This window comes from Bacillus sp. FSL R5-0422 (genome assembly GCF_038610765.1).
In the GTDB taxonomy this organism is placed as follows: domain Bacteria; phylum Bacillota; class Bacilli; order Bacillales; family Bacillaceae; genus Bacillus; species Bacillus pumilus_O.
The window spans coordinates 1,343,691-1,366,108 of the sequence record NZ_CP152014.1 but is presented as its reverse complement, the minus strand read 5'-3'; the positions used below and the strand labels follow the sequence as shown (position 1 = coordinate 1,366,108).

Below are 22,418 nucleotides of genomic sequence, written 5' to 3'. Positions count from 1 at the left end.
CACATTTAAGTTGTCAACGGTTAATTGTATGACACATTTAATTATTTTTTATGAATATGTGCTATTTTCTCATCATATTGTGGGAACGTTTCAATTGTATTTTGCTTCATATCAATTCTGTAACAATTGGGTAACAATCGAAAATTGTCAAAAAGGACATGATACACTAGAGTGACTAACAGGTAACCAGCTCCTAAAAATGTTGGGACAACCCCAAAGGATTTTGAGGTGAATAGATTGAATTTTATGAGGACACTTCTCATTATATTCCCCATGCTCTTTGTACTTAGTTCATGCTCATTAGCGTATATCATACCGAATCAGACAGACCAAGTCAGTCATATTCAAAAACCAAGAATTCTCTTTTTTACAGATGCAGAAAATCTTGATAAAGAAAGTCCTTATTATGATGCAGTCCTCGATTTAAAGAATGAATACCCGAAAGAAATGTCAAAAATGATTGTGAAAGAAGATCTTAAAGGCTGGAAAAATGAAGTAGACGAATTGCCGGCTATTTTACTTGTAAATAATGAAAAAGTCATTGTGAAGGTTGAAGGAAATGTCAGTAGTAAAGAGGATATTTTATCGCCATTATGCCACGCTTTAGACCGCGTGAATACAAATTAATGACCTCTCCTTGCACTTATATATCCATATGAAAAGCCCCTCATGAAATGAGGGGTTTTTCTCATGCAGCGCTCAAAAAACCCCTCTCCTTGATGGAGAGGGGTTTAATAAGTTCATTATTTTACGATATGGATTGGGCTTCCGATTGCTACTTCAGCCGTTTCCATTGTAATTTCACCTAAAGTTGGGTGAGCGTGAATTGTCATTGCGATATCTTCAGCAGTCACTCCAGCTTCGATTGCAAGGCTAAGCTCTGAAATCATATCAGAAGCGCCAACACCTGCGATTTGTGCACCGATCACAAGACCATCCTCTTTACGAGTGATCATCTTCATGAAGCCATCAGTTGCATCAAGAGAAAGTGCACGTCCGTTTGCTGCGAATGGGAATTTCGCTGCAACGATGTCGATTCCTTCTTCTTTTGCTTCTGCTTCAGTGTATCCAACAGTTGCAAGTTCTGGCTCAGAGAATACAACAGCAGGAATACCAAGGTAATCAATTTCAGCTGGCTCTCCAGCGATTGCTTCAGCTGCAATTTTACCTTCGTAAGAAGCTTTGTGTGCAAGTGGTGGTCCATCAACGATGTCACCAATTGCATAGATGTTAGATACGCTTGTACGGCATTGTTTGTCTGTTTTGACAACTCCGCGGTCAGTTAATTCAACACCAACTTGCTCAAGACCAAGCTCATCTGTGTTTGGACGACGACCAACAGTCACAAGTACGTAATCAGCATCAACTGTTTTTTCTTCACCTTTTACTTCGAAAGTAACAGTGACACCATCAGATTTTTCTTCAACGCCTTTTGCAAGAGCGTTTGTATGGATTTCAACGTTTCCTTTTTTCTTCAGGTTACGTTTAACCAATGAACTCATTTGCTTTTCGAAACCTGGAAGGATTTCGTCTCCACCTTCAAGGATGACAACTTCTGTTCCAAAGTTTGCATAAGCAGTACCAAGCTCAGTACCGATATATCCACCACCGATTACAACTAACTTCTTAGGTACTTCTTTAAGCGCTAAAGCACCAGTTGAGTTGATCACGCGGTCTGTGTATTTAAAAGTAGGCAATTCAATTGGACGAGATCCAGTTGCAAGAATTGCATTTTTGAAAGTGTACGTCTGTGCTGAATTTTCATCCATTACACGTACAGAGTTGCTGTCTACGAAATAAGCTTCACCTTTAACGATGTCTACTTTATTTCCTTTAAGAAGACCTTGAACTCCACCTGTTAATTTGTTTACAACAGAAGCTTTCCACTCTTGAACTTTTGTGAAATCAACTGTTACGTTTTCAGCTTTGATACCCATGTCTTCAGAATGCTTAGCATTTTCGAAACGATGGCCAGCATTGATTAATGCTTTTGAAGGAATACAACCAACGTTTAGACATACACCGCCAAGTGTTCCTTTTTCAACGATTGTTACTTTTTGTCCAAGCTGTGCAGCACGAATAGCAGCTACATATCCACCAGGACCTGCACCGATGACAAGAGTATCTGTTTCGATTGGGAAATCTCCTACTACCATGACATTACGCCTCCATTAAAATTAATTGTGGATCATTCAATAAACGCTTGATGTGGTTAAGGGCATTTTGCGCAGTAGCTCCGTCGATCATACGGTGGTCAAAGCTTAGGGAAAGAGCTAAGACTGGAGCTGCAACGATTTCGCCATCACGAACAACCGCTTTTTCAGCGATACGGCCAATACCAAGGATCGCTACTTCTGGGTGGTTGATAACTGGAGTAAACCATTGTCCACCAGCAGAACCGATGTTTGTGATTGTGCAAGATGCACCTTTCATTTCAGCTGGAGCCAATTTACCATCACGTGCTTTTGTTGCAAGCTCGTTGATTTCGTTAGATACTTCGAAAATTGCTTTGCGATCTGCATTTTTCACAACTGGAACAAGCAAGCCTTTTTCAGTATCAGCTGCAATTCCGATGTTGTAGTAATGTTTTTGAACAACTTCATCTGTTTTATCATCGATAGAAGTGTTAAGTACTGGGTACTTTTTCAAAGCAGAAGTAAGAGCTTTTACAACGTAAGGCAAGTAAGTTAACTTGATTCCTTGATCAGCTGCAACTTGTTTGAATTGTTTACGATGAGCAACAAGGTTCGTTACATCCACTTCATCCATTAATGTTACGTGAGGAGCTGTATGCTTAGAGTTCACCATTGCTTTCGCGATCGCTTTGCGGATTCCGCTCATTTTCTCGCGAGTTTCTGGGAATTCTCCTTCAAGAACTGGAGCTGCTGCTGCCGCTTTAGGAGCTGCTTCTTCTTTTGCACTTTCAGCTGCTTGAGGCGCTGCTTCTTGAGTTGCAGAACCACCATTAACGAAGCTGTCGATATCTTCTTTTAACACACGTCCGTTTTTACCAGAACCTGCAACTTTGTAAATTTCAATGCCTTTTTCGCGGGCATATTTACGTACAGATGGCATAGCGATAACGCGTTTGTTTGGATCAGCATCTACTTGCTCTTGTGCGCCTGCACCAGTTGCTGCTGCCGCTTCTTCTTGTGCTACTTCTTTCTTCTCTGGCTCGTTACCAGCTTCAGCAGTACCTTGTACCTGAGCTTCAGTTTTTGCTTCGCCTTCTTCTTCGCTGCCTTTAAATTGAAGATTTTCGTAACCAGGTGCATCAAACGTAATGATTGTTTGTCCTACAGTTGCAACTGTTCCCTCTTCAACTTTTAATTCTAATACTTTTCCTTTAACAGGTGAAGGAATTTCTACAACTGCTTTATCGTTTTGTACCTCTGCTAAAACGTCATCTTCATTAATTTCGTCGTTTGGTTTTACAAACCACTTAACGATCTCACCTTCGTGGATACCTTCTCCGATGTCCGGAAGTTTAAATTCAAATGCCACTGTTTTTCGCCTCCTAGATTTTGTTGAATCCTTGTTGTGTATGTTTACACGGTCATGTAATTGATAAAGGGGAAGAGAAATAAATTCTTTTCCCCTCAGTCATTTAATTAAAATTCAAGAACTTTCTTAGCTGTTTCAAGCACGTCTTTATGGTTTGGAAGCCATACGCTCTCAGCTTGAGAGAAAGCAAATACAGTATCAGGTGCAGCTACACGAAGTACTGGTGCTTCTAGGCTAAGGATTGCTCTGTCATTGATTTCAGCTACTACGTTTGCAGCAATACCAGCTTGTTTTTGTGCTTCTTGAACAACGATCGCACGACCTGTTTTTTCAACAGAAGCGATGATTGTTTCAATATCAAGCGGGCTTACTGTACGAAGGTCGATTACTTCAGCAGAAACGCCTTCTTTTTCAAGTTCTTCAGCTGCTTTAAGTGATTCGTGAACCATTGCACCGTAAGTGATGATTGAAAGGTCAGAACCTTCACGTTTCACGTCAGCTTTACCGATTTCAATTGTGTACTCTTCTTCAGGAACTTCCTGACGGAAAGAGCGATACAGTTTCATATGCTCAAGGAATACAACCGGATCATTATCACGGATTGCAGAAATTAATAGTCCTTTTGCATCGTAAGGTGTTGAAGGAATGACCACCTTGATACCAGGCTGTTGAGCGATAAGACCTTCTAAGCTGTCAGCGTGAAGCTCAGGTGTGTGAACTCCCCCACCGAATGGAGAACGGATTGTCACTGGAGAATGCCAGCGTCCGCCAGAACGGTAACGCATACGAGCCATTTGTCCAGAAACAGAATCTAATACTTCGTAAACGAATCCGAAGAATTGAATTTCCATTACTGGGCGGAATTCTTGTAGTCCAAGGCCAATTGCAAGACCGCCAATACCAGATTCAGCAAGTGGTGTATCGAATACACGATCCTCACCAAACTCTTTTTGCAATCCTTCAGTCGCACGGAATACGCCGCCGTTTTTACCAACGTCTTCTCCGAAAACGAGAACGTTTTCGTCATTTTTCAGTTCTGTGCGTAACGCATCAGTGATCGCTTGAATCATTGTCATTTGCGCCATGGCTTACTTCGACTCCTTCTGTTTGTAAATTTCAAGCTGTTCAACTAAGTTGAATGGTTTCACATCGTACATGTTTTCAATCAAGTCAGTGACTTTTTGCTTAGGCTGTTCGTCAGCTTCTTTGATCGCTTGTTTGATTTGTTCTTTTGCATCTTCGATGACTTTATTCTCTTCTTCTTCAGACCATAGGCCTTTGTTTTCCAAGAATTTGCGGTAGCGTACTAATGGATCTTTTTGCTCCCACTCGTTTTCATCTTCTTTTGTACGATATCTTGTTGGATCGTCACCAGCCATTGTATGAGGGCCGTAACGGAATGTAAGAGTTTCAATTAATGTTGGACCTTCGCCATTAACAGCACGCTCACGAGCTTCAGCAGTTGCTGCATATACAGCTAATGCATCCATACCGTCAACTTGTACGCCTACGATACCAGCTGCAGCCGCTTTTTGTGCAATTGTTTGCGCAGCAGATTGCTTCTCAACAGGAGTAGAGATCGCATATCTGTTGTTTTGGACAACAAAAATCGCTGGCGCTTTGTAAGCCCCTGCAAAGTTGATACCTTCGTAGAAATCACCTTGTGAAGCTCCGCCATCACCAGTGTAAGTGATTGCAACAGCATTTTTACCGCGCTTTTTCAAACCAAGAGCTACACCAGCAGCTTGAATGATTTGTGCACCGATAATGATTTGTGGTGAAAGTGCATATACATCTTCAGGCATTTGGTTACCAACAAAGTGTCCACGAGAGAACAAGAACGCTTTTGTTAATGGAAGGCCATGCCAGATTAATTGTGGTACATCACGATATCCTGGAAGAATGAAATCTTCTTTCTCAAGTGCAAAGTGAGTTGCAAGCTGAGAAGCCTCTTGTCCAGCTGTTGGCGCATAGAAGCCAAGACGTCCTTGACGGTTCAATGAAATTGAACGTTGATCTAATACTCGTGTAAACACCATACGGCGCATTAATTCTTTTAATTGGTCATCTGAGAGATCCGGCATTGCCGCTTCGTTTACGACTTCGCCTTTTTCGTTTAAAATTTGAAACGTTTCAAACTGCTTTTTGATGGCATCAAATTGCTTTTTGCTATCAACAATTGCTTTTTTTGTTTTTGCAGCCATTCTAAAGTCACCTCTTCCTTTCTTTTAACAGTCAATTTGTCGTGAATCCATTTATACATACAGATATAGGATAACCCAAAATACGCATATGACTCCTGTATATAATAGCCACTGGGATCGTTGTCGAAACATTGAATGATCACTCGTTTTTGAGTTCTTCTAACTGTATTAACGATAGTTCACAAATAACTAATACAACTTCTGTTAACAAGGACTAGTTTACAACAAGAAAAATAGTCCGTCAATTGATTTAACGGCTTTATTTAAATAAATGTATTCGCTTTACTTTTTATGGTGAGCTGTATCAATCTGTTTAACAAACAACTCCATCTGTACTAGTATAGAGTGTACTACTGTACTACAATAGAAAATGTTTGTTTTTGTCGAAAAATAAAAAAAGAGCTGTTTTTTCAGCTCTTTTTCGACTCTTGATCTGCCGCTTTAGACAAAGCCTGTTTATGCTCATTCAATTGCTTTGTATATTGATTAAACTTTTTACCTTCTTTTCTGACTTTGCTATAAGAACGGTTCACCGTCTTCAGTTTGGATTTTAGCTCTTTATATCCTAAGTCCTTCTTCTTTAAAGATTGATATAAATGCTGATCTTGTTTCAGCGCTTTTTGATATTCCTTGTAAAGCTGGTCATACGATGCATATCTTTTCTCAAGCGATTTGACCGTTTCATCTGCTTTTTCTTTTAAATCCGTATCTTGTATACGTTCCGCAGATTCTTTGACCGTTTTCAATTCTTTTTTCGATTCATCCATGCTGTCTTTTTCTGTTTTCAAATGTTCTTCTCTTTTCGCTGCAGATGCTAGCGCCTGATCAGAAAGGCTTGACACTGTTTTTGTGTGATCTTTTGTGGTTTGAATCATTTTTTTATAGAGCTGTTGCTCTTTTTTCTCATAGCTTTGCAGTGTACCTTGCTCTTTTTCAAAGGATGCCTCTTTTTCGCTCATTTTCGTCATTGCCTCTCGCATGTCATGAAACGGGTTTTGACCTCCGCATCCCGTCAGCAATAGGGTACATATCCCCGCTAAAGCAGCACCTGCTTTCATGCTTCTTCTTATTTGTTTCATCACAAGGTTCCCCCTTTATTTCTCCACATACCACTATAATTTTTATAGGCGTTTGTGACAAGGAAAGAGGTCATTTTGAGGAGCCGAAGAAGATTTTTTTCAAGTGATAGGCGCATGACTATACAAATAGTGCATTCATACATAGTTTATATTACACGCTTCGCCTTCACTTATGAGAGGCCGAGTGTATTTCCAAAGGAGGTCAAAAGTATGTCTAATTATAGTCATGGAAGTATGTATGGTGGATACGGCGGTTACGGATATGGATACGGTGGTGGATATGGCGGTGGCTGTTGTTACCCAAGTTATGGCGGTGGGTACGGATACGGTGGAGGACGCACTTTCGCTTTAATCGTTGTCCTTTTCATCCTATTAATCATCGTTGGCGCAGCATTCTTAGGCGGCGGTGGCGGCTGCTGCTAATGGCTGTTTAAGCCTCTGACCGGTCTCACAGGACCGGTCTTCTTTATTTCATTGCATATGTTGTGTATCATTTTATATACTTTACATACAAAGGAAATAGGAGTGAAGATTTGTGATTACCATGGAAGATATCGTACGGGATGGACATCCCGTCTTAAGACAAACAGCTGAAGCGGTCGAGCTCCCGCCAACAGAAGAGGAAAAACAGCAATTAGCTGATATGATTGAATTCGTCAAAAATAGTCAAGATGCTGAAATGGCTGAAAAGTATGGACTCAGACCCGGTGTTGGACTCGCTGCTCCGCAAATTAACATTAGTAAACGAATGATCGCTGTTCACTGTGAGGATGAAGATGGAGAGGAATACAGCTATGCCCTTTTCAACCCACGCATTGTCAGTCATTCTGTCAAAAGAGCTTATTTAACGACAGGTGAAGGCTGCTTATCTGTTGATGAAGCCATTCCTGGATTTGTCCCTCGATACCAAAAAATCAGGGTGAAGGCCACAACGCTTGAAGGTGAGGACATTGATATTCGCCTAAAAGGGTTCCCAGCCATTGTGTTTCAGCATGAAATCGACCACTTAAACGGCATTATGTTTTATGATCATATTCAAAAGGATCAGCCATTCGCTGAGCCAGACAACTCTGTTGCGATCGGCAGATCATAAAATAAAAAGAAGACCCAATAACCTATGGGTCTTCCAAATTGTTGACAAAGGGCTAAAATGATCTTGATTTTAGCCCTTTGTCTTTTTTTCAGCGTGACATGAAAACCTTTGCAGCCCTAGGAAGGACCAGCACCGGAGCAGAGCGAATTTGACATTCGTGAGCACCGAAGCGCAGACCTGACAACGAATGTGAGGGTTTGTCTACACGCTGAGACCCAATAACCTATGGGTCTTCTTTTTTATTCTTCAATCAGACCTAGATGAGTCACTGCGTGGAATATACCGTCTTCATCTACTGGCTTTGTCACAAAATCAGCCAAATCCTTTAATTCATTCACAGCATTTCCCATAGCGACACCTGTACCAGTAAATGAAATCATCTCTCGATCGTTCAGACCGTCTCCAAAGGCAACGGTATCCTTTTGTTCGTAAGGTAGTCTTTCGATAACTCGTTTAATGCCTTCAGCTTTCGAACCGCCCTTTGGCACGACATCTGTTGACAGCTCGTGCCACCTGACAAGATCAATTTCTTCGCTGAACGCCTCGTACTTGACTTCCTCTTCTGCCTTACAGAATAACAGTATTTGAAAAATCTCGTTTTCTTTAAAGTAAGACAAATCATGTTCAGGATGCTTTATTTTTAGAGTCCCAATCCCCTCATGGATAAACGGATGATTTGGCACAGAAGCCTTCAGCGCTTTTTCCCCCATGAAAACAAGCGGGTGATCTTGACGATCTGCCGTTTCATAAATTTTCTCCATCAGCTCCAGTTTAAGCGGATTGCCGTAAATGACTTCTCCCTCATACATGACATACTGACCGTTATAAGCAATAAAGGAATCAAGCCCTAATTCCTCTAAAATAGGCTTAATTAAAAAAGGCGAACGCCCAGATGCAATGAAGAGATGATGGCCTTTTTCTTTTAATAAATGAACCGCTCGTTTCGTTGATTCAGGTATCTTTTTATCATGATCATATAAAGTACCATCGATATCAAAGAAGATGATTTTTTTATTCATATCCCGTCTCCTGTCTCTTGTTATGTATACCTACTCCCTTTCATCATACAGAAAGATTTCTGCTTTCGAAACCACTTCCGATGAAAACGCCCATTTCCCACATATAACCATGTAACATTCAATGGAAACGTCATATAATACAAGTATAAAGAGAGAACGGAATACAAGGTATAATCTAATTTCAATTCGAAAGGAGGCGACCTGTGATGCTTCGTCGTCTGCGTAAGAAAATTAGAAGACAATGGAAGGACATGCTTCGTAAAAAATCGATCGCTTAAAAGGATCTTCCGCACATTTGCTGAGGGTCCTTTTTTCTCAGAGACTTTTCTTATGCGCGTTTTTTTAATATAATAGAAATAGCGAGTGTAACATACGGTATTTAAGGAGAGATTTGGATGATATATAAGGTATTTTTTCAGGCAAGTACTACTGAGGTACCTGTAAGAGAACACACAGATTCACTATACGTTGAAGCAGTTTCTGAAAGAGACGTACGCGATAAGTTGAAAAAACATAGCTACAACATTGAATTCATTCAACCTGTAGACGGTGCTTTTTTAGACTATGAACGAGAAAGTGAAAATTTTAAAGTATTGGAGCTATGAGAGGAATGAAATTTGTAAAAAACGATCAGGCGGCAGTTTTTGCGCTCGGCGGATTAGGCGAGATCGGTAAAAACACGTATGGCGTTCAATTTCAAGATGAAATCATTTTAATTGATGCTGGTATTAAGTTCCCTGAAGATGAGCTTCTTGGAATTGACTACGTCATCCCTGACTATACGTACTTAGTTAAAAACGAAGATAAAATCAAAGGTCTTTTCATCACTCACGGACATGAAGACCACATCGGCGGTATCCCTTACCTTCTCAAGCAAGTGAATATTCCAGTTTACGGCGGCAAACTCGCAATCGGCCTACTTCGTAATAAATTGGAAGAACATGGTCTCTTGAGACAGACAAAACTTCACATTTTTGAAGAAGAAGATACCATTAAATTTAGAAAAACAGCTGTGTCTTTCTTTAGAACAACTCACAGTATTCCAGATTCTTATGGAATTGTCGTGAAGACACCTCCTGGTAACATCGTACATACAGGTGATTTCAAGTTTGACTTTACGCCTGTTGGCGAGCCTGCCAACTTAACAAAAATGGCTGAAATCGGGAAAGAAGGCGTTCTATGTCTTTTATCCGATAGTACAAACAGTGAAATTCCAGAATTTACGATGTCTGAAAGACGCGTAGGAGAAAGCATTGATGACATCTTTAGAAAAGTTGACGGACGTATCATCTTTGCGACGTTTGCTTCGAACATTCACAGACTTCAGCAAGTGATCGAGTCCGCTGTTGCTAACGGCCGAAAAGTTGCGGTGTTTGGACGTAGTATGGAGTCTGCTATTGATATTGGACAAGATCTTGGCTACATTAAATGTCCGAAAAACACGTTTATTGAACACAATGAAATCAACCGCCTTCCAGCAAACAAAGTGACGATCCTATGTACTGGAAGCCAAGGTGAGCCGATGGCTGCTCTTTCTCGTATTGCAAACGGCACTCATCGCCAGATTTCGATTAATCCTGGAGACACAGTTGTTTTCTCATCTTCACCGATTCCTGGTAACAATATTAGCGTAAGCCGCACCATTAACCAGCTTTACCGTGCTGGCGCTGAGGTCATTCATGGCTCACTTAATAATATTCATACATCTGGTCACGGCGGACAAGAAGAACAAAAGCTGATGCTCCGTTTAATTAAACCAAAATTCTTTATGCCGATTCACGGTGAATACCGCATGCAAAAAACGCATATTAAACTGGCGAATGATTGCGGAATTCCTGAGGAAAACTGCTTTATCATGGATAATGGTGAAGTTCTTGCACTTAAAGGCGACGAAGCAAGTGTCGCTGGCAAAATTCCATCAGGGAACGTGTATATCGACGGAAGCGGAATTGGTGATATCGGGAATATCGTCTTAAGAGACCGCCGCATTCTTTCAGAAGAAGGTCTAGTCATTGTAGTCGTCAGCATGGATATGAAAGAATTCAAAATCTCTGCTGGTCCTGATCTCATCTCAAGAGGCTTTGTCTACATGAGAGAATCTGGCGACCTCATCAACGACGCACAAGATCTCATTTCAAAGCATCTTGAAAAAGTAATGGAACGTAAGACAACTCAGTGGTCGGAAATTAAGAACGAAATTACGGACACTCTTGCTCCTTTCCTTTACGAAAAAACAAGACGCCGCCCAATGATCTTACCGATTATTATGGAAGTGTAATCATAAAAGAGACACAAGCCGATTGGCTGTGTCTTTTTTTTCATCAAGTATTAAAAAAAGCCGCATATATACATCGTACACATGCGGTTTCTTACTTTTTATGATTGAATAGGAAGGTGCTGAAAGTTTCTGACATCAAATAAGCCTTTTGTTGTCATTTTCACATCAGGAATGACTGGAAGTGCCAAGAAAGAAAGCGTCAAAAACGGATTAAAATCTAAGGAAAAACCAGTTTCTTTTAGCGCTTCATGAAGTGAATGAAGGCTTTCATTGACGAGATGTGCCGGCTGATCTGACAACAAACCAGAGATTGGTAATGGCAGCGTATGAAGTGACTGCCCTTCTTTAACAACAGTCAAACCGCCGCCTGCTTCTTTTAACGCCTCAATTGCTTTGATAATATCAGCATCATTTGTGCCGACTGCAATTAAGTTATGTGAATCATGTGCAACCGTTGTTGCAATTGCACCTTGTTTGATGCCGAAGCCGCTGACAATTCCTACACCCATTTCAGATAAACCTTGATGACGTTCAACAAGCACCATTTTTAATACATCTCTGCCTGTATCACTTGTAAATTGTCCGTTCATTTCTGAAGGAGAGACTTGTTCTAACTTTGTTTCAAGCTGATTCGGAATAATACGGATGACATTCATATGTTGATCACCCGTAATAGGTAGTGCAATGTCTTCCTCTTGAACATCTACGGCATGAACAGATTGTAATAATGCTGGGCTCGGTGCGATCTTTTCGACACTCGGCTTGTACTCTCCGTTCTGTGCAACCAATTCACCTGCGATAAATACGCTTGTAATATCTACATGATGAAAGTCTGAAACGAGCATAAAATCAGCATCATAGCCTGGTGCAATGGCTCCCTTTGTTTTAAGACCAAAACACTCTGCGGCATTTAAGCTTCCCATTTGATAAGCTAAAAATGGATCTAATCCTTCTTTTATGGACATCCGTACTTGCTCATCAATACTTCCCTGTGCCATTAGATCATCCAAATGTTTATCATCTGTACAAAAGAAAAAGCGTCGCGCATTCTTTTCATTGACAGCGGGTAAAACATTTTTCACGTTTTTGGCAACAGATCCTTCTCTCAGCATCACATACATACCTCTTTTTACACGTTCAAGGGCTTCCTGTGCAGTTGTCACCTCATGGTCTGTTTGGACACTCGCTGTCCGGTAGACGTTGATTAATCGGTCTGTTAAGCCTGCTAGATGGCCATCAATCAGTTTATTCTCGTGTTGCGCATCAAGCAGCTTTTGAAGCATATCTTCTTCTGCCTGCTCCACACCGACATAGTCCATCACCTCTGCAAGACCAAGCACTTCCTTCTCTTGATAAAGAGGCTTTAAATCTTTCGCTTTTAATGTAGCACCTGATCGTTCAAAACTGACTGCCGGTACACAGGAAGGCAGCATGAAATAAATATGTAAGGCAGCTTTTCTCGCTTCTTCCAGCATAAAACGGATGCCTGTTATACCTGACACATTGGCGATTTCATGCGGATCTGTTACGACAGTTGTCACACCGTGAGGAACGACAGCTTTGGAGAATTCGGCAGGGGTAACCATAGAAGACTCGATATGAACGTGGCCATCAATAAAACCAGGCACAAGCATTTGACCTGCTGCATCAAGCTCCTGTTCTCCCTCGTACTCTCCTATCCCGACGATTTGTCCATTTTCAACAGCGACATCTGCGTCTATCCATTCCTGGTTAAACACATCCATGACTTTCGCATGTTTTATTACGAGGGCTGCTTTTTTTCTCTTTGCTGCTACCTCAATTTGATGTCTGAAAAGCTCCTTATCCAACGACACTGCCTCCTCCAAGTAAACAATATAATGTTTCTTATCGTAAACGAATCTGTTTGTCCAGTCAATGACATTTAGAGAAAATCAACCATATCAAAACACTGATTTTTATTTCTGAATAGTGATAATTGCATGAAAAATAAGATGACTTATTTTTGCGGTTATACATGATCAAAGCAACCCTTTTCAGTTTCTATTTTCGCCTCAATGTCCACCTGTCATGAACACCTTCATGTAAAAAAACACCCCGTCTTCGGAGTGTTTAATAATCGTTCTGCATTTCTCGTTTTTCAAAGCGTCCTATATCGGCTACTGCCCCAATGACAATGAGGATATCTTCTTTTTGGATCATTTCATCTGCCAGCGGGGAAACAATGACTTCCTTTCCGCGCTTGATCGCAACAATATTGATACCGTATCTTGCCCTAATATCAAGATCTAGAAGAGAATGTCCCGCAAGCCTGTTGTTTGCAACGATCTCAATCAGGCTGTACTCATCTGACAGTTCGAGGTAATCAAGCACGTTATTTGAAATGATCTTATGTGCAATCCGTCTCCCCATATCTCGCTCTGGATGAACGACGCGATCCGCTCCAATTTTGTTAAGCACCTTTTCATGGTAATCATTTTGCGCTTTCACAGTGACCATTTTCACGCCAAGCTCTTTCAGCATAATCGTTGTTAAAATACTTGCCTGAATGTTTTCGCCAATCGCAACGATGACATGATCAAAATTGCGAATACCAAGATTTTTTAAAACGTTTTCGTCCGTCGAATCACCAATAACCGCATGTGAGGCAATTTTCGCGTACTCGTTTACTCGATCTTCATTCATATCCATTGCCATGACTTCAAGTCCTTCTTCGCTCAGCGCCTTGCAAATACTTCCACCAAAGCGTCCAAGACCAATGACCGCATATTCCTTTTTCATGTTCAGACTCCTTTTATCTCACTTACCATGCATTTTACTACGGTTTGATTAATGAATCCATATGTGAACGGATTTTTTTACGGAACGCTTCACTTAAATAAAGGTCTGCTCCTTTTTCGATTTCACTGCGATAATGAGTTGGCGGGGCGATTTCTTCGCTTTTTTGAAGCACAAGAAAGGTTAAACAGTCCTCATACATTTGATCACCTATTTTGACATCGACAAATGCTGGACGATATGTACCTTCATATACGCCTTCTCTTTTATACAAATAACGAATGGCATCAAAAGGAACTTCATATAAAACACCCTCTGTTTCCCCGCCATCTTCTACCATATCAGCTCTTGATCCATCTGGCCTCACCAAGGTAAATCTCGTTGTAAAACCCTTTAGTACTCCACCGCCGATGATTTGTTTGAAATGATGATCGACTTCTGCGAGCTTAAATCTAGCATCATCCATACAGGAGCCATAGGCAAAATAATAGAAGGATGATGGCTTCTGCTGCCACAGTTGATAAGCTTTCCAGCACCCTCTCTTTATTTCTTTCAGCACTGATGCCTTTTGCTCTGGCAACGTGTATGTCAAGGCTGCAAACTGACCTCGATCCGTCATGACATTGATTTCCTGCTTGTCATACCCTTCCTCTAGTACGTCTATCTTATTCAACGCGTCAGCGGTTACCTCGTACAATTCCCCGTATACAGTGCCTTTTTCTGCAGGAATACATGCTGGATATCCTTGACCTGTATCATAAATCCTTCCACTCATCCAAGCAGATTTAGCTAATAGCCTGCTTTCCTTCATGTACGTTTCGTGGTGCTTTTCATGCTGCAATAGCGTTCCATATACAAATAAAACCTTTACCGTCATGACTTCACGTCCTCTCAACTTGCTGCTGTCTGCTTTTTTGACACACTGGCAAATAAATATGAAAAGCTGTGCCTTTTCCAAGCTCACTTGACACGTCCATTCTTCCGTGATGATCTTTTAAAATTGTCGCACAGATGGTCAGACCAAGCCCTGTTCCTTCTTTTTTCGTGGAAAAGAAAGGATCATATATTTTTTGAATATCTTCTTCAGACATCCCTTTTCCTTCATCTTGAATGGTAATCTTCCATTCATTCAATACTTTTTCTGTAGATATGTATATGCTACCACCTTCAGGCATTGCCTCAATCGCATTTTTGATTAAATTAATGAACAGCTGCTTCATTTGATTAGCGTCTGCGAGGATGGCACCGGCATCCTGCCTTTTAAATGGCTGCTTGAGGTCAATATTTGACAGAACGGCATTTGTTTTTAATAAAGTAATCACTTGTTCTAGAAGCTCATGAAGCTGGACTTCTTGAAAATGGACCGATTGAGGCTTAGCCAATACAAGCAGCTCACTTAAAACAAAATCAATCCGTTTAATTTCTGAAAAGATAATGTCAAAATAATCGGTTCTTTCAGGATATTGTGTCTTCATCAGCTGCAAAAAACCATTTACGGATGTCAGTGGATTTCTGACTTCATGGGCGATTCCAGCGGCTATTTGTCCAGCGACTGCCAGCTTTTGCGCCTGCATTTGCAATTGCTGATTGGATCTTTCAAGCTCAAGCTTCGCCTGCTTTTGTTTCGTAATATCAGCTACCGTTCCAATTCCTCCGGTAAACTGGTGATGCTCGTCAAAATAAAGCTTGTAATGAACGTCTCCCCATACCTTCTTTCCCTCTTTATGGAGAAGCTGCAGTTCTACCCGTCCCGCATCCTTATGCTCCTTGATCACAGATAATAAATGCTGGACCACGCGTTCCTCTTGATCAAAGTACTGATTGTACATGGTACCTAGACATTCATCGATGTCATAGCCCGTCATTTGTGTCCATGCTTGATTTAAGAAAATAATTTCACCTTTTTCATTTGTTTCAAAGACGATTTCTTGCAAGTTATCTGTGATTCGATTCAGCCGCTCTGTCAGTTCGTGTGCTTCTTTTTCTCTTGTATTTAAGTCTGACACAAGTAGATTTAAGCGGTCTACATAGCCTGATATAACCCAGATCCCTGTTAGAACAAGGACTGTAAAGGCTAAATCGAGCGGCCAATTAATTTGATAGCCACCTAGATAATAAAAGAAATCCCAGCTTAAAATTAAAATAAATGCAAGAACAGATAACACGATCCGCACTTGATATGTTTTGTTCAAATGATTCCACCTGCCGCCCTGAGATTCTTTGTCAATTGTACCATTTTCCACTTATTTTTTGAGGGAGATGGGGCATTTTTAAGGAACTTTTTCAGAAAAAAAGCCTGTTCTCAGCACAAAGGAAGAGATCAGGCTTTTTTCATTACTGCTGAAGAGCTTCTTGAAGTTCTTTTAACAGTAGTTCTGCGCCTTCAGCGCTTAATGTAATTTGACCATTACCATAATCATGGTTCTCTGATGTAATCTCACCAGTCATGAGGCAAACACCTTCTGGCTGGTATTTTTTCAAGACAATTTTATCCCCATCTATAAAAAATTCCATACTGTCTTTAATAGCAATATCAAGTGCTCTTCTCAGTTCGATTGGCATCACAATACGCCCTAGTTCGTCTACTTTTCTTACGACTCCGATAGATTTCAAATTCGTTCCCTCTTTCTTTCATTAGCTCAAGATCAATCTGTTTTTCACCAATTGATATATCGTAGACGTAAGAGATTCTCAAAAGGTTTCTCTTCTATAAAAATTTTTTTCACAAAAGAAAAAACAAAGGGAAAATTTATTGTGATTGTCAAAATGATACTTGAATTTTACAAGTTCATTTCAAGGTTATCACAAACCCCCACAAATGACCTCAACCCCATGAACTTTTAAATGTAAAATTGTTTAAATAGCAAAAATAGAGATTGGGTGAAAACATGTTTCAAAATGCCGAAATTGGAATTGATTTAGGAACAGCTAACATATTGGTTTATAGTAAAAATAAGGGAATTATTTTAAATGAACCGTCCGTCGTGGCAGTCGATACAGAAACAAAAACTGTACTTGCCGTCGGAACAGAAGCAAAAGAAATGATTGGGAAAACTCCTGGGAAAATTGTGGCGATCCGTCCAATGAAAGACGGTGTCATCGCTGATTATGATATGACAACAGATTTACTCAAACAAATCATGAAAAAAGCAGGAAAAAATATCGGGTTTACTTTCAGAAAACCAACGGTCGTCGTCTGTACACCTTCTGGTTCAACAGCTGTTGAGCGCCGCGCCATCAGTGATGCTGTGAAAAACTGTGGAGCAAAGCACGTACATTTAATCGAAGAACCTGTTGCAGCGGCAATCGGCGCTGATCTGCCAGTAGATGAGCCTGTTGCAAACGTCGTAGTCGATATTGGCGGAGGAACAACAGAAGTTGCCATCATTTCGTTTGGCGGCGTGGTCTCTTGTCATTCCATTCGAATTGGCGGAGATCAGCTTGATGAAGATATCATTACGTTTGTGCGAAAGAAATATAACCTATTAATCGGCGAGCGGACAGCTGAACAGGTTAAGATGGAAATTGGTTATGGTCTTATTGAGCATGAGCCAGAGTCATTAGAAGTACGTGGACGTGATCTAGTAACAGGTCTTCCAAAAACGATCACACTTGTATCTCATGAAATTCAAGGTGCTATGCGAGAGTCACTCCTTCATATTTTAGAGGCGATTCGTGCCACATTAGAGGACAGCCCCCCGGAGCTTAGTGGTGACATCGTAGACCGCGGCGTGATCTTAACTGGCGGTGGCGCTTTGTTAAACGGAATTCAAGAATGGCTCTCACAGGAGATTGTCGTTCCAGTTCATATTGCTGCAAATCCACTTGAATCTGTTGCAATCGGAACAGGTCGTTCACTAGAAGTCATTCATAAATTGCAAAAAACTTTAAAATAATCTTCTTGTTCTACTTCTTTTTTTATCATTTCGATCATATCGTGAGGAATGGATAAACGTGAAGGAGGAAGAACATGTTGCTTGATTTAGGTAAACGGGTCGTTGTCACAGTCATTTTAACGGGTATTATCTTAGGAGGAATGAGCCTGTCGTTTTCACATATGCCCCCTTCTAATGCACAGCCTGTGAAACAACTGAACCGCTAAAAAAGCCGCACGAAAGCGGCTTTTTTATTTTGGCTTTTTGCGTGCTCCCCATTTTCCTTTTCGGTCTTAAATCTGATATGATGAACATGACTAAAGGAGGGTTTTTATGAGTTCATTTGAAAAACAACTAGATCAATATGCGAAGACCATCGTTGAAGTCGGTGTGAATGTTCAAAAAGAACAAGAAGTCGTCGTATCCGCATCAACTGAATCTGCAGACCTTGTTCGTCTTGTCGCGAAACATGCGTATGAGCGCGGGGCGAAAAACGTACATATCCGCTGGAGTGACGGTGTTCTTGCTCGTTTAAAATATGAACATGCACCGCAGGATGTGTTTGAGCAATTCCCTGAATGGGAAGCACAGATGATGGAAACCATTGCAAAACGCGGCGGCGCTTTTATCACGATCTTGTCAGAAAGCCCTGACCTTCTGCGAGGCATTGATTCGAAAAAAATCGCTGCACAGCAAAAAGCCGCTGGATCCGCCCTTCATACATATCGCCAATACGTTCAATCAGACAAAGTGGCTTGGACGGTCGTCGGCGCTGCATCAAAAGATTGGGCGAAAAAGATTTTCCCTGACCAGACAGACGAAGAAGCTATTGCTTTATTATGGGATCAAATCTTTAAAGTTGCTCGCGCTGATCAAGCAGATCCTGTGGAGGCTTGGAAAAAGCACGATGAATCGCTAAATGAAAAGGTTAAAATCCTAAATGAGCGCCACTACCACAAGCTTCATTATGATGCTCCTGGAACTGATTTAACGATTGAGCTCCCTGAACAGCACATTTGGGTAGGTGCCGGCAGCGTGAGTGAGCGCGGCGTCTCTTTCATGGCCAACATGCCAACAGAAGAAGTGTTTACCGTACCTAAAAAAGATGGTGTAAATGGGACTGTCTCAAGCACAAAACCGCTCAGCTATGCAGGAAATATCATTGATGAGTTTACTTTAACATTTGAAAATGGCCGAATTGTCGATGTGAAAGCGAAGGAAGGCGAAGACATTTTAACTTCACTCGTTGAAACAGATGAAGGCTCTCATTATCTAGGTGAAGTTGCTCTTGTACCAGATGATTCACCAATCTCAAATTCAAATATTCTCTATTACAATACCCTTTATGATGAAAACGCATCGAATCACCTTGCCATCGGCAGCGGATATGCGTTCAATATCGAAGGCGGAAAAGAGATGAAACGTGAAGAATTGGATGCAGCTGGTGTAAACAACAGTATTACACACGTCGATTTCATGATTGGTTCAAAGGAAATGAATATTGACGGTATTACAAAAGACGGGAAACGCGAACCGATCTTCCGTAATGGGAACTGGGCGATTTAACCGAAAAAAAAACATCCATTTGTGGATGTCTCAGGTTGTTGACAAAGGGCTAAAATGATCTTTATTTTAGCCCTTTGTCTTCTTTTCAGCGTGATAGAAAACCTTTGAAGTCTAGGAAGGACGAGCATCGGAGCGGAGCGAATTTGACATTCGTGAGCACCGAAGCGCAGATCTGACAACGAATGCGAGGGTTTGTCTACACGCTGAGACATCCATTTGTGGATGTCTTTTCTTATTTACGCATAAAGCTCAACGAGTCTCTTTTGAATCTCTTGATCTGATAAGAATTCATCATATGTTGTTTGTTTATCGACGATGCCATTTGGCGTCACTTCGATAATACGGTTTGCCACTGTTTCAACAAACTGGTGGTCATGAGATGAGAAGAGCATCGCTCCTTTAAAGCTCATTAAACCGTTATTCAGCGCCGTAATGGATTCTAGGTCTAAGTGGTTCGTCGGCTCATCTAGAAGCAGTACATTCGCTCCTGACAGCATCATTTTCGATAACATACAACGAACCTTTTCTCCTCCTGATAAGACGCTTGCTTTTTTCTTTACTTCTTCTCCAGAGAAGAGCATACGTCCTAAGAATCCGCGTAAGAAGCTCTCGCTTTGATCATTAGGAGAATACTGGCGAAGCCAATCCACTAGATCAACATCGTTTCCTTCAAAGTATTCACTATTGTCTTTCGGGAAAAAGGCTTGAGATGTTGTGACGCCCCATTTATATGTCCCGCTGTCTGGTTCCATCTCACCAGCAAGAATTTTAAATAAAGTAGACACTGCCAGCTCATTACGGCTTAGGAACGCAATTTTATCCTCGCGATTCATGATAAAACTGACGTTATCAAGTACTTTTACACCGTCAATTGTTTTCGATAGACCTTCTACTTGAAGGACATCATTTCCGATTTCGCGCTCTGGCGCAAAATGAACATACGGATATTTACGTGAAGATGGCTTAATATCGTCTAAAGAGATTTTATCAAGCAATTTCTTTCTTGAGGTCGCTTGCTTCGATTTAGAAGCGTTCGCACTGAACCGAGCAACGAACTCTTGAAGTTGCTTAATTTGCTCTTCTTTTTTCTTATTTGCATCTTGACTAAGTTTCAGCGCTAGCTGGCTGGACTCATACCAGAAATCATAGTTACCGACATATACTTGAATTTTTCCGAAGTCTAGGTCCGCAATATGTGTACATACTTTGTTTAAGAAGTGACGGTCATGCGAAACGACGATCACGGTATTTTCAAAATTAATGAGGAACTCTTCCAGCCACTGGATGGCTTGTAAGTCCAAGTGGTTCGTTGGCTCATCCAGAAGAAGAACGTCAGGCTTGCCAAATAAAGCTTGAGCTAGTAATACTTTGACCTTTTCAGAACCGCCAAGCTCAGACATTTTCTTCGATTGAAGGCTCTCTGGTATGCCAAGACCTTTTAATAAGATTGCTGCTTCACTTTCTGCTTCCCAGCCGTTTAACTCAGCGAACTCACCTTCAAGCTCTGCTGCACGAATTCCGTCTTCATCTGAGAAATCAGGTTTCATATAAATCGCATCTTTCTCCTGCATCACATCATATAGACGTTTGTGACCCATCATGACCACTTTTAATACTTCAAATTCTTCGTATTCAAAGTGGTTCTGTTTTAAAATCGCTAAACGCTCACCAGGGCTCATATGAACATCGCCTGTCTGAGCCTCGATTTCACCTGAAAGAATCTTTAGAAACGTTGATTTACCAGCTCCATTGGCACCAATTAAACCGTAGCAGTTGCCAGGAGTGAATTTAATATTTACTTCTTCAAATAGTTTACGATCAGCAAATCGCAAACTAACATTATTTACTGCAATCATTTATTAATCCTCCATCACTCATTCATCATTATGAAGTATAACATGAATAACGTTTGTTAGAAACGTCTCTCACAAAGAACGAAGGCAAATTGTCCAATATGGTATAATAAGTAGGAATGATTGATTGAAGGAGTTCGTGCGATTTGAGATTACTTACACTGATGGAATACTGTTTATTGATTTTCTTTATGGGTATTTATTTATCTGCAACAGGCTTTAATGCGAGGGATTTTGGCCTTTATATTGGGCTTGTGCTTATTTACACACTGGTACACATCTTTTCGAAACGCTTTTTACAAAAGCGAGGGAAAGAAAATCATAAGGTCGGATTGTTCCGATCTGTTTTAGCCATTACTGGGTCTGTCTTTGCTTCTGTGTTGGCGATTGTGCTCATTGTTACGGTGCTCACGCCAAATTAAAAACGACCCTACTTTTAAGGGTCGTCCATTTAAGCACTTTTCTCACACACCTGAGAAGAGTGCTTTTATTTTGTTTGCCGAATGTCGCCAAATGGGAAGAAAACAAATTCTGATGTCCCGACAACCCGATCCTTTTCAATGAGTCCAAGTCCATTTCTGCTGTCCATGGAATTGAGTCTATTGTCCCCCATCACAAAGTAATTGTTTTTCGGTACTTTCACTGGACCAAAATCCCCTGTCAAATGCACTTCATACTCTTTCGCATGTGCCTTGTTCTCTTTTAAATAAGGCTCATCAACTTTTTTACCATTAATGTAAAGTGTATCATCCTTCATTTCAATCGTGTCTCCTGGGAGACCGATTAACCGTTTTACATAATGAATTTTCTGGCCATCTTTTCCATTAATAATCACGATGTCACCTCGTTTGACACCACCTAGATAGTTAATGGTTTTGTTGACGAACAGTTTTTCCCCATCATGAAGGGTCGGTTCCATCGACTCTCCTTCCACCACATACGGCTCAAATATAAACGTACGGATGAGCAAGACGAGCGCAAGTGCAATTAAAATGGCTTTGATCCATTCAAACAGTGAACTTTTCTTCTCTGTTTTGGCTTGTTTTACATCAGATTGAATATCATTTTCGTTTTGTTTGTTTTCTTCGTTCAAAATACTGCTTCCTCCTAAGACTTTCTGCTAAAAGACTTGAAACACGAATTGAATAACTTTACTTTATCACATGTCATTTAAAAATTCACAAGACAAC

Annotated in this window: 22 protein-coding genes; 9 read left to right on the top strand and 13 right to left on the bottom strand. The window is 40.8% G+C overall.

The genetic code is table 11. From position 1 onward, the window contains the following. Positions 1–246: 246 nt before the first annotated feature. A complete protein-coding gene (locus tag MKX52_RS06865; protein WP_224925233.1) occupies positions 247–627 on the top strand; it encodes a hypothetical protein in 381 nt (126 codons plus the stop codon). A gap of 116 nt (positions 628–743) precedes the next feature. Here MKX52_RS06865 and lpdA read toward each other — a convergent pair whose 3' ends face one another. The 5 genes from lpdA to MKX52_RS06840 form a co-directional block, all read right to left on the bottom strand. Then, on the bottom strand, positions 744–2,156 hold the full coding sequence (lpdA, locus tag MKX52_RS06860) for a dihydrolipoyl dehydrogenase (protein WP_003211097.1): 1,413 nt from the start codon (positions 2,154–2,156) through the stop codon (positions 744–746). A gap of 4 nt (positions 2,157–2,160) precedes the next feature. Beyond that, positions 2,161–3,504, bottom strand: a complete 1,344-nt coding sequence (locus tag MKX52_RS06855) for a dihydrolipoamide acetyltransferase family protein (protein WP_088001598.1) — start codon at positions 3,502–3,504, stop codon at positions 2,161–2,163. A gap of 107 nt (positions 3,505–3,611) precedes the next feature. After that, a complete protein-coding gene (pdhB, locus tag MKX52_RS06850; RefSeq protein ID WP_012009824.1) occupies positions 3,612–4,589 on the bottom strand; it encodes a pyruvate dehydrogenase complex E1 component subunit beta in 978 nt (325 codons plus the stop codon). A 3-nt stretch (positions 4,590–4,592) separates the two neighbouring features. Further along, positions 4,593–5,708, bottom strand: coding sequence for a pyruvate dehydrogenase (acetyl-transferring) E1 component subunit alpha (pdhA, locus tag MKX52_RS06845; RefSeq protein WP_012009823.1), 1,116 nt, complete (start codon positions 5,706–5,708; stop codon positions 4,593–4,595). Positions 5,709–6,118: 410 nt separating this feature from the next. After that, positions 6,119–6,787: a YkyA family protein gene (locus MKX52_RS06840; RefSeq protein WP_217014830.1), complete on the bottom strand. Its 669-nt coding sequence runs from the start codon at positions 6,785–6,787 to the stop codon at positions 6,119–6,121. Between the two features lie 234 nt (positions 6,788–7,021). On the opposite strand from MKX52_RS06840, the gene MKX52_RS06835 reads away from it, so the two are divergent. After that, a complete protein-coding gene (locus tag MKX52_RS06835) occupies positions 7,022–7,210 on the top strand; it encodes a YjcZ family sporulation protein (protein WP_041816227.1) in 189 nt (62 codons plus the stop codon). A gap of 112 nt (positions 7,211–7,322) precedes the next feature. After that, complete coding sequence (gene def, locus MKX52_RS06830) at positions 7,323–7,880, top strand: peptide deformylase (RefSeq protein WP_088003895.1); 558 nt, start codon at positions 7,323–7,325, stop codon at positions 7,878–7,880. Between the two features lie 239 nt (positions 7,881–8,119). Here the strand turns inward: def and MKX52_RS06825 are convergent, their stop codons facing one another. Further along, positions 8,120–8,899 (bottom strand): Cof-type HAD-IIB family hydrolase, encoded by a 780-nt coding sequence (locus MKX52_RS06825; protein ID WP_342491710.1) that lies wholly within the window; start codon positions 8,897–8,899, stop codon positions 8,120–8,122. A 395-nt stretch (positions 8,900–9,294) separates the two neighbouring features. On the opposite strand from MKX52_RS06825, the gene MKX52_RS06820 reads away from it, so the two are divergent. Then, positions 9,295–9,504 carry a DNA-directed RNA polymerase subunit epsilon gene (locus MKX52_RS06820; protein WP_003211882.1) on the top strand — a complete coding sequence of 70 codons (210 nt, stop codon included), beginning with the start codon at positions 9,295–9,297 and terminating at the stop codon, positions 9,502–9,504. Between the two features lie 5 nt (positions 9,505–9,509). Further along, positions 9,510–11,177: a ribonuclease J1 gene (gene rnjA / locus MKX52_RS06815; RefSeq protein ID WP_012009818.1), complete on the top strand. Its 1,668-nt coding sequence runs from the start codon at positions 9,510–9,512 to the stop codon at positions 11,175–11,177. 98 nt (positions 11,178–11,275) lie between these two features. On the opposite strand, the gene ade is transcribed toward rnjA, so the two are convergent. The 5 genes from ade to MKX52_RS06790 form a co-directional block, all read right to left on the bottom strand. Beyond that, on the bottom strand, positions 11,276–13,006 hold the full coding sequence (gene ade, locus MKX52_RS06810) for an adenine deaminase (RefSeq protein ID WP_144455921.1): 1,731 nt from the start codon (positions 13,004–13,006) through the stop codon (positions 11,276–11,278). Between the two features lie 262 nt (positions 13,007–13,268). After that, positions 13,269–13,937: a TrkA family potassium uptake protein gene (locus tag MKX52_RS06805; RefSeq protein WP_012009816.1), complete on the bottom strand. Its 669-nt coding sequence runs from the start codon at positions 13,935–13,937 to the stop codon at positions 13,269–13,271. A gap of 37 nt (positions 13,938–13,974) precedes the next feature. Continuing rightward, the gene (locus tag MKX52_RS06800; RefSeq protein ID WP_342491709.1) at positions 13,975–14,811 is read right to left on the bottom strand and encodes a gamma-glutamylcyclotransferase; all 837 of its coding nucleotides are present in this window, start codon (positions 14,809–14,811) and stop codon (positions 13,975–13,977) included. Between the two features lie 4 nt (positions 14,812–14,815). Continuing rightward, the gene (locus MKX52_RS06795) at positions 14,816–16,126 is read right to left on the bottom strand and encodes an ATP-binding protein (RefSeq protein ID WP_119124793.1); all 1,311 of its coding nucleotides are present in this window, start codon (positions 16,124–16,126) and stop codon (positions 14,816–14,818) included. Positions 16,127–16,268: 142 nt separating this feature from the next. After that, positions 16,269–16,547, bottom strand: coding sequence for an AbrB/MazE/SpoVT family DNA-binding domain-containing protein (locus tag MKX52_RS06790; RefSeq protein WP_012009813.1), 279 nt, complete (start codon positions 16,545–16,547; stop codon positions 16,269–16,271). Between the two features lie 275 nt (positions 16,548–16,822). On the opposite strand from MKX52_RS06790, the gene mreBH reads away from it, so the two are divergent. The 3 genes from mreBH to MKX52_RS06775 all read left to right on the top strand — a co-directional run bounded on the left by mreBH (position 16,823) and on the right by MKX52_RS06775 (position 19,375). Continuing rightward, a complete protein-coding gene (gene mreBH, locus MKX52_RS06785) occupies positions 16,823–17,830 on the top strand; it encodes a rod-share determining protein MreBH (RefSeq protein ID WP_144523207.1) in 1,008 nt (335 codons plus the stop codon). Between the two features lie 74 nt (positions 17,831–17,904). Beyond that, positions 17,905–18,036, top strand: a complete 132-nt coding sequence (locus MKX52_RS06780) for a protein YkpC (protein ID WP_003210922.1) — start codon at positions 17,905–17,907, stop codon at positions 18,034–18,036. A 106-nt stretch (positions 18,037–18,142) separates the two neighbouring features. After that, positions 18,143–19,375 carry an aminopeptidase gene (locus MKX52_RS06775; RefSeq protein ID WP_012009811.1) on the top strand — a complete coding sequence of 411 codons (1,233 nt, stop codon included), beginning with the start codon at positions 18,143–18,145 and terminating at the stop codon, positions 19,373–19,375. A 236-nt stretch (positions 19,376–19,611) separates the two neighbouring features. Here MKX52_RS06775 and MKX52_RS06770 read toward each other — a convergent pair whose 3' ends face one another. Beyond that, entirely contained in the window at positions 19,612–21,231 is a 1,620-nt protein-coding gene (locus MKX52_RS06770) for an ATP-binding cassette domain-containing protein (RefSeq protein WP_050945126.1), read from the bottom strand. Positions 21,232–21,374: 143 nt separating this feature from the next. Between MKX52_RS06770 and MKX52_RS06765 the strand changes: the two genes are divergently transcribed. Beyond that, entirely contained in the window at positions 21,375–21,650 is a 276-nt protein-coding gene (locus MKX52_RS06765) for a hypothetical protein (protein ID WP_088003904.1), read from the top strand. Between the two features lie 65 nt (positions 21,651–21,715). Here the strand turns inward: MKX52_RS06765 and lepB are convergent, their stop codons facing one another. Continuing rightward, positions 21,716–22,288, bottom strand: coding sequence for a signal peptidase I (lepB, locus tag MKX52_RS06760; protein ID WP_342491874.1), 573 nt, complete (start codon positions 22,286–22,288; stop codon positions 21,716–21,718). Between the last annotated feature and the right edge of the window lie 130 nt (positions 22,289–22,418).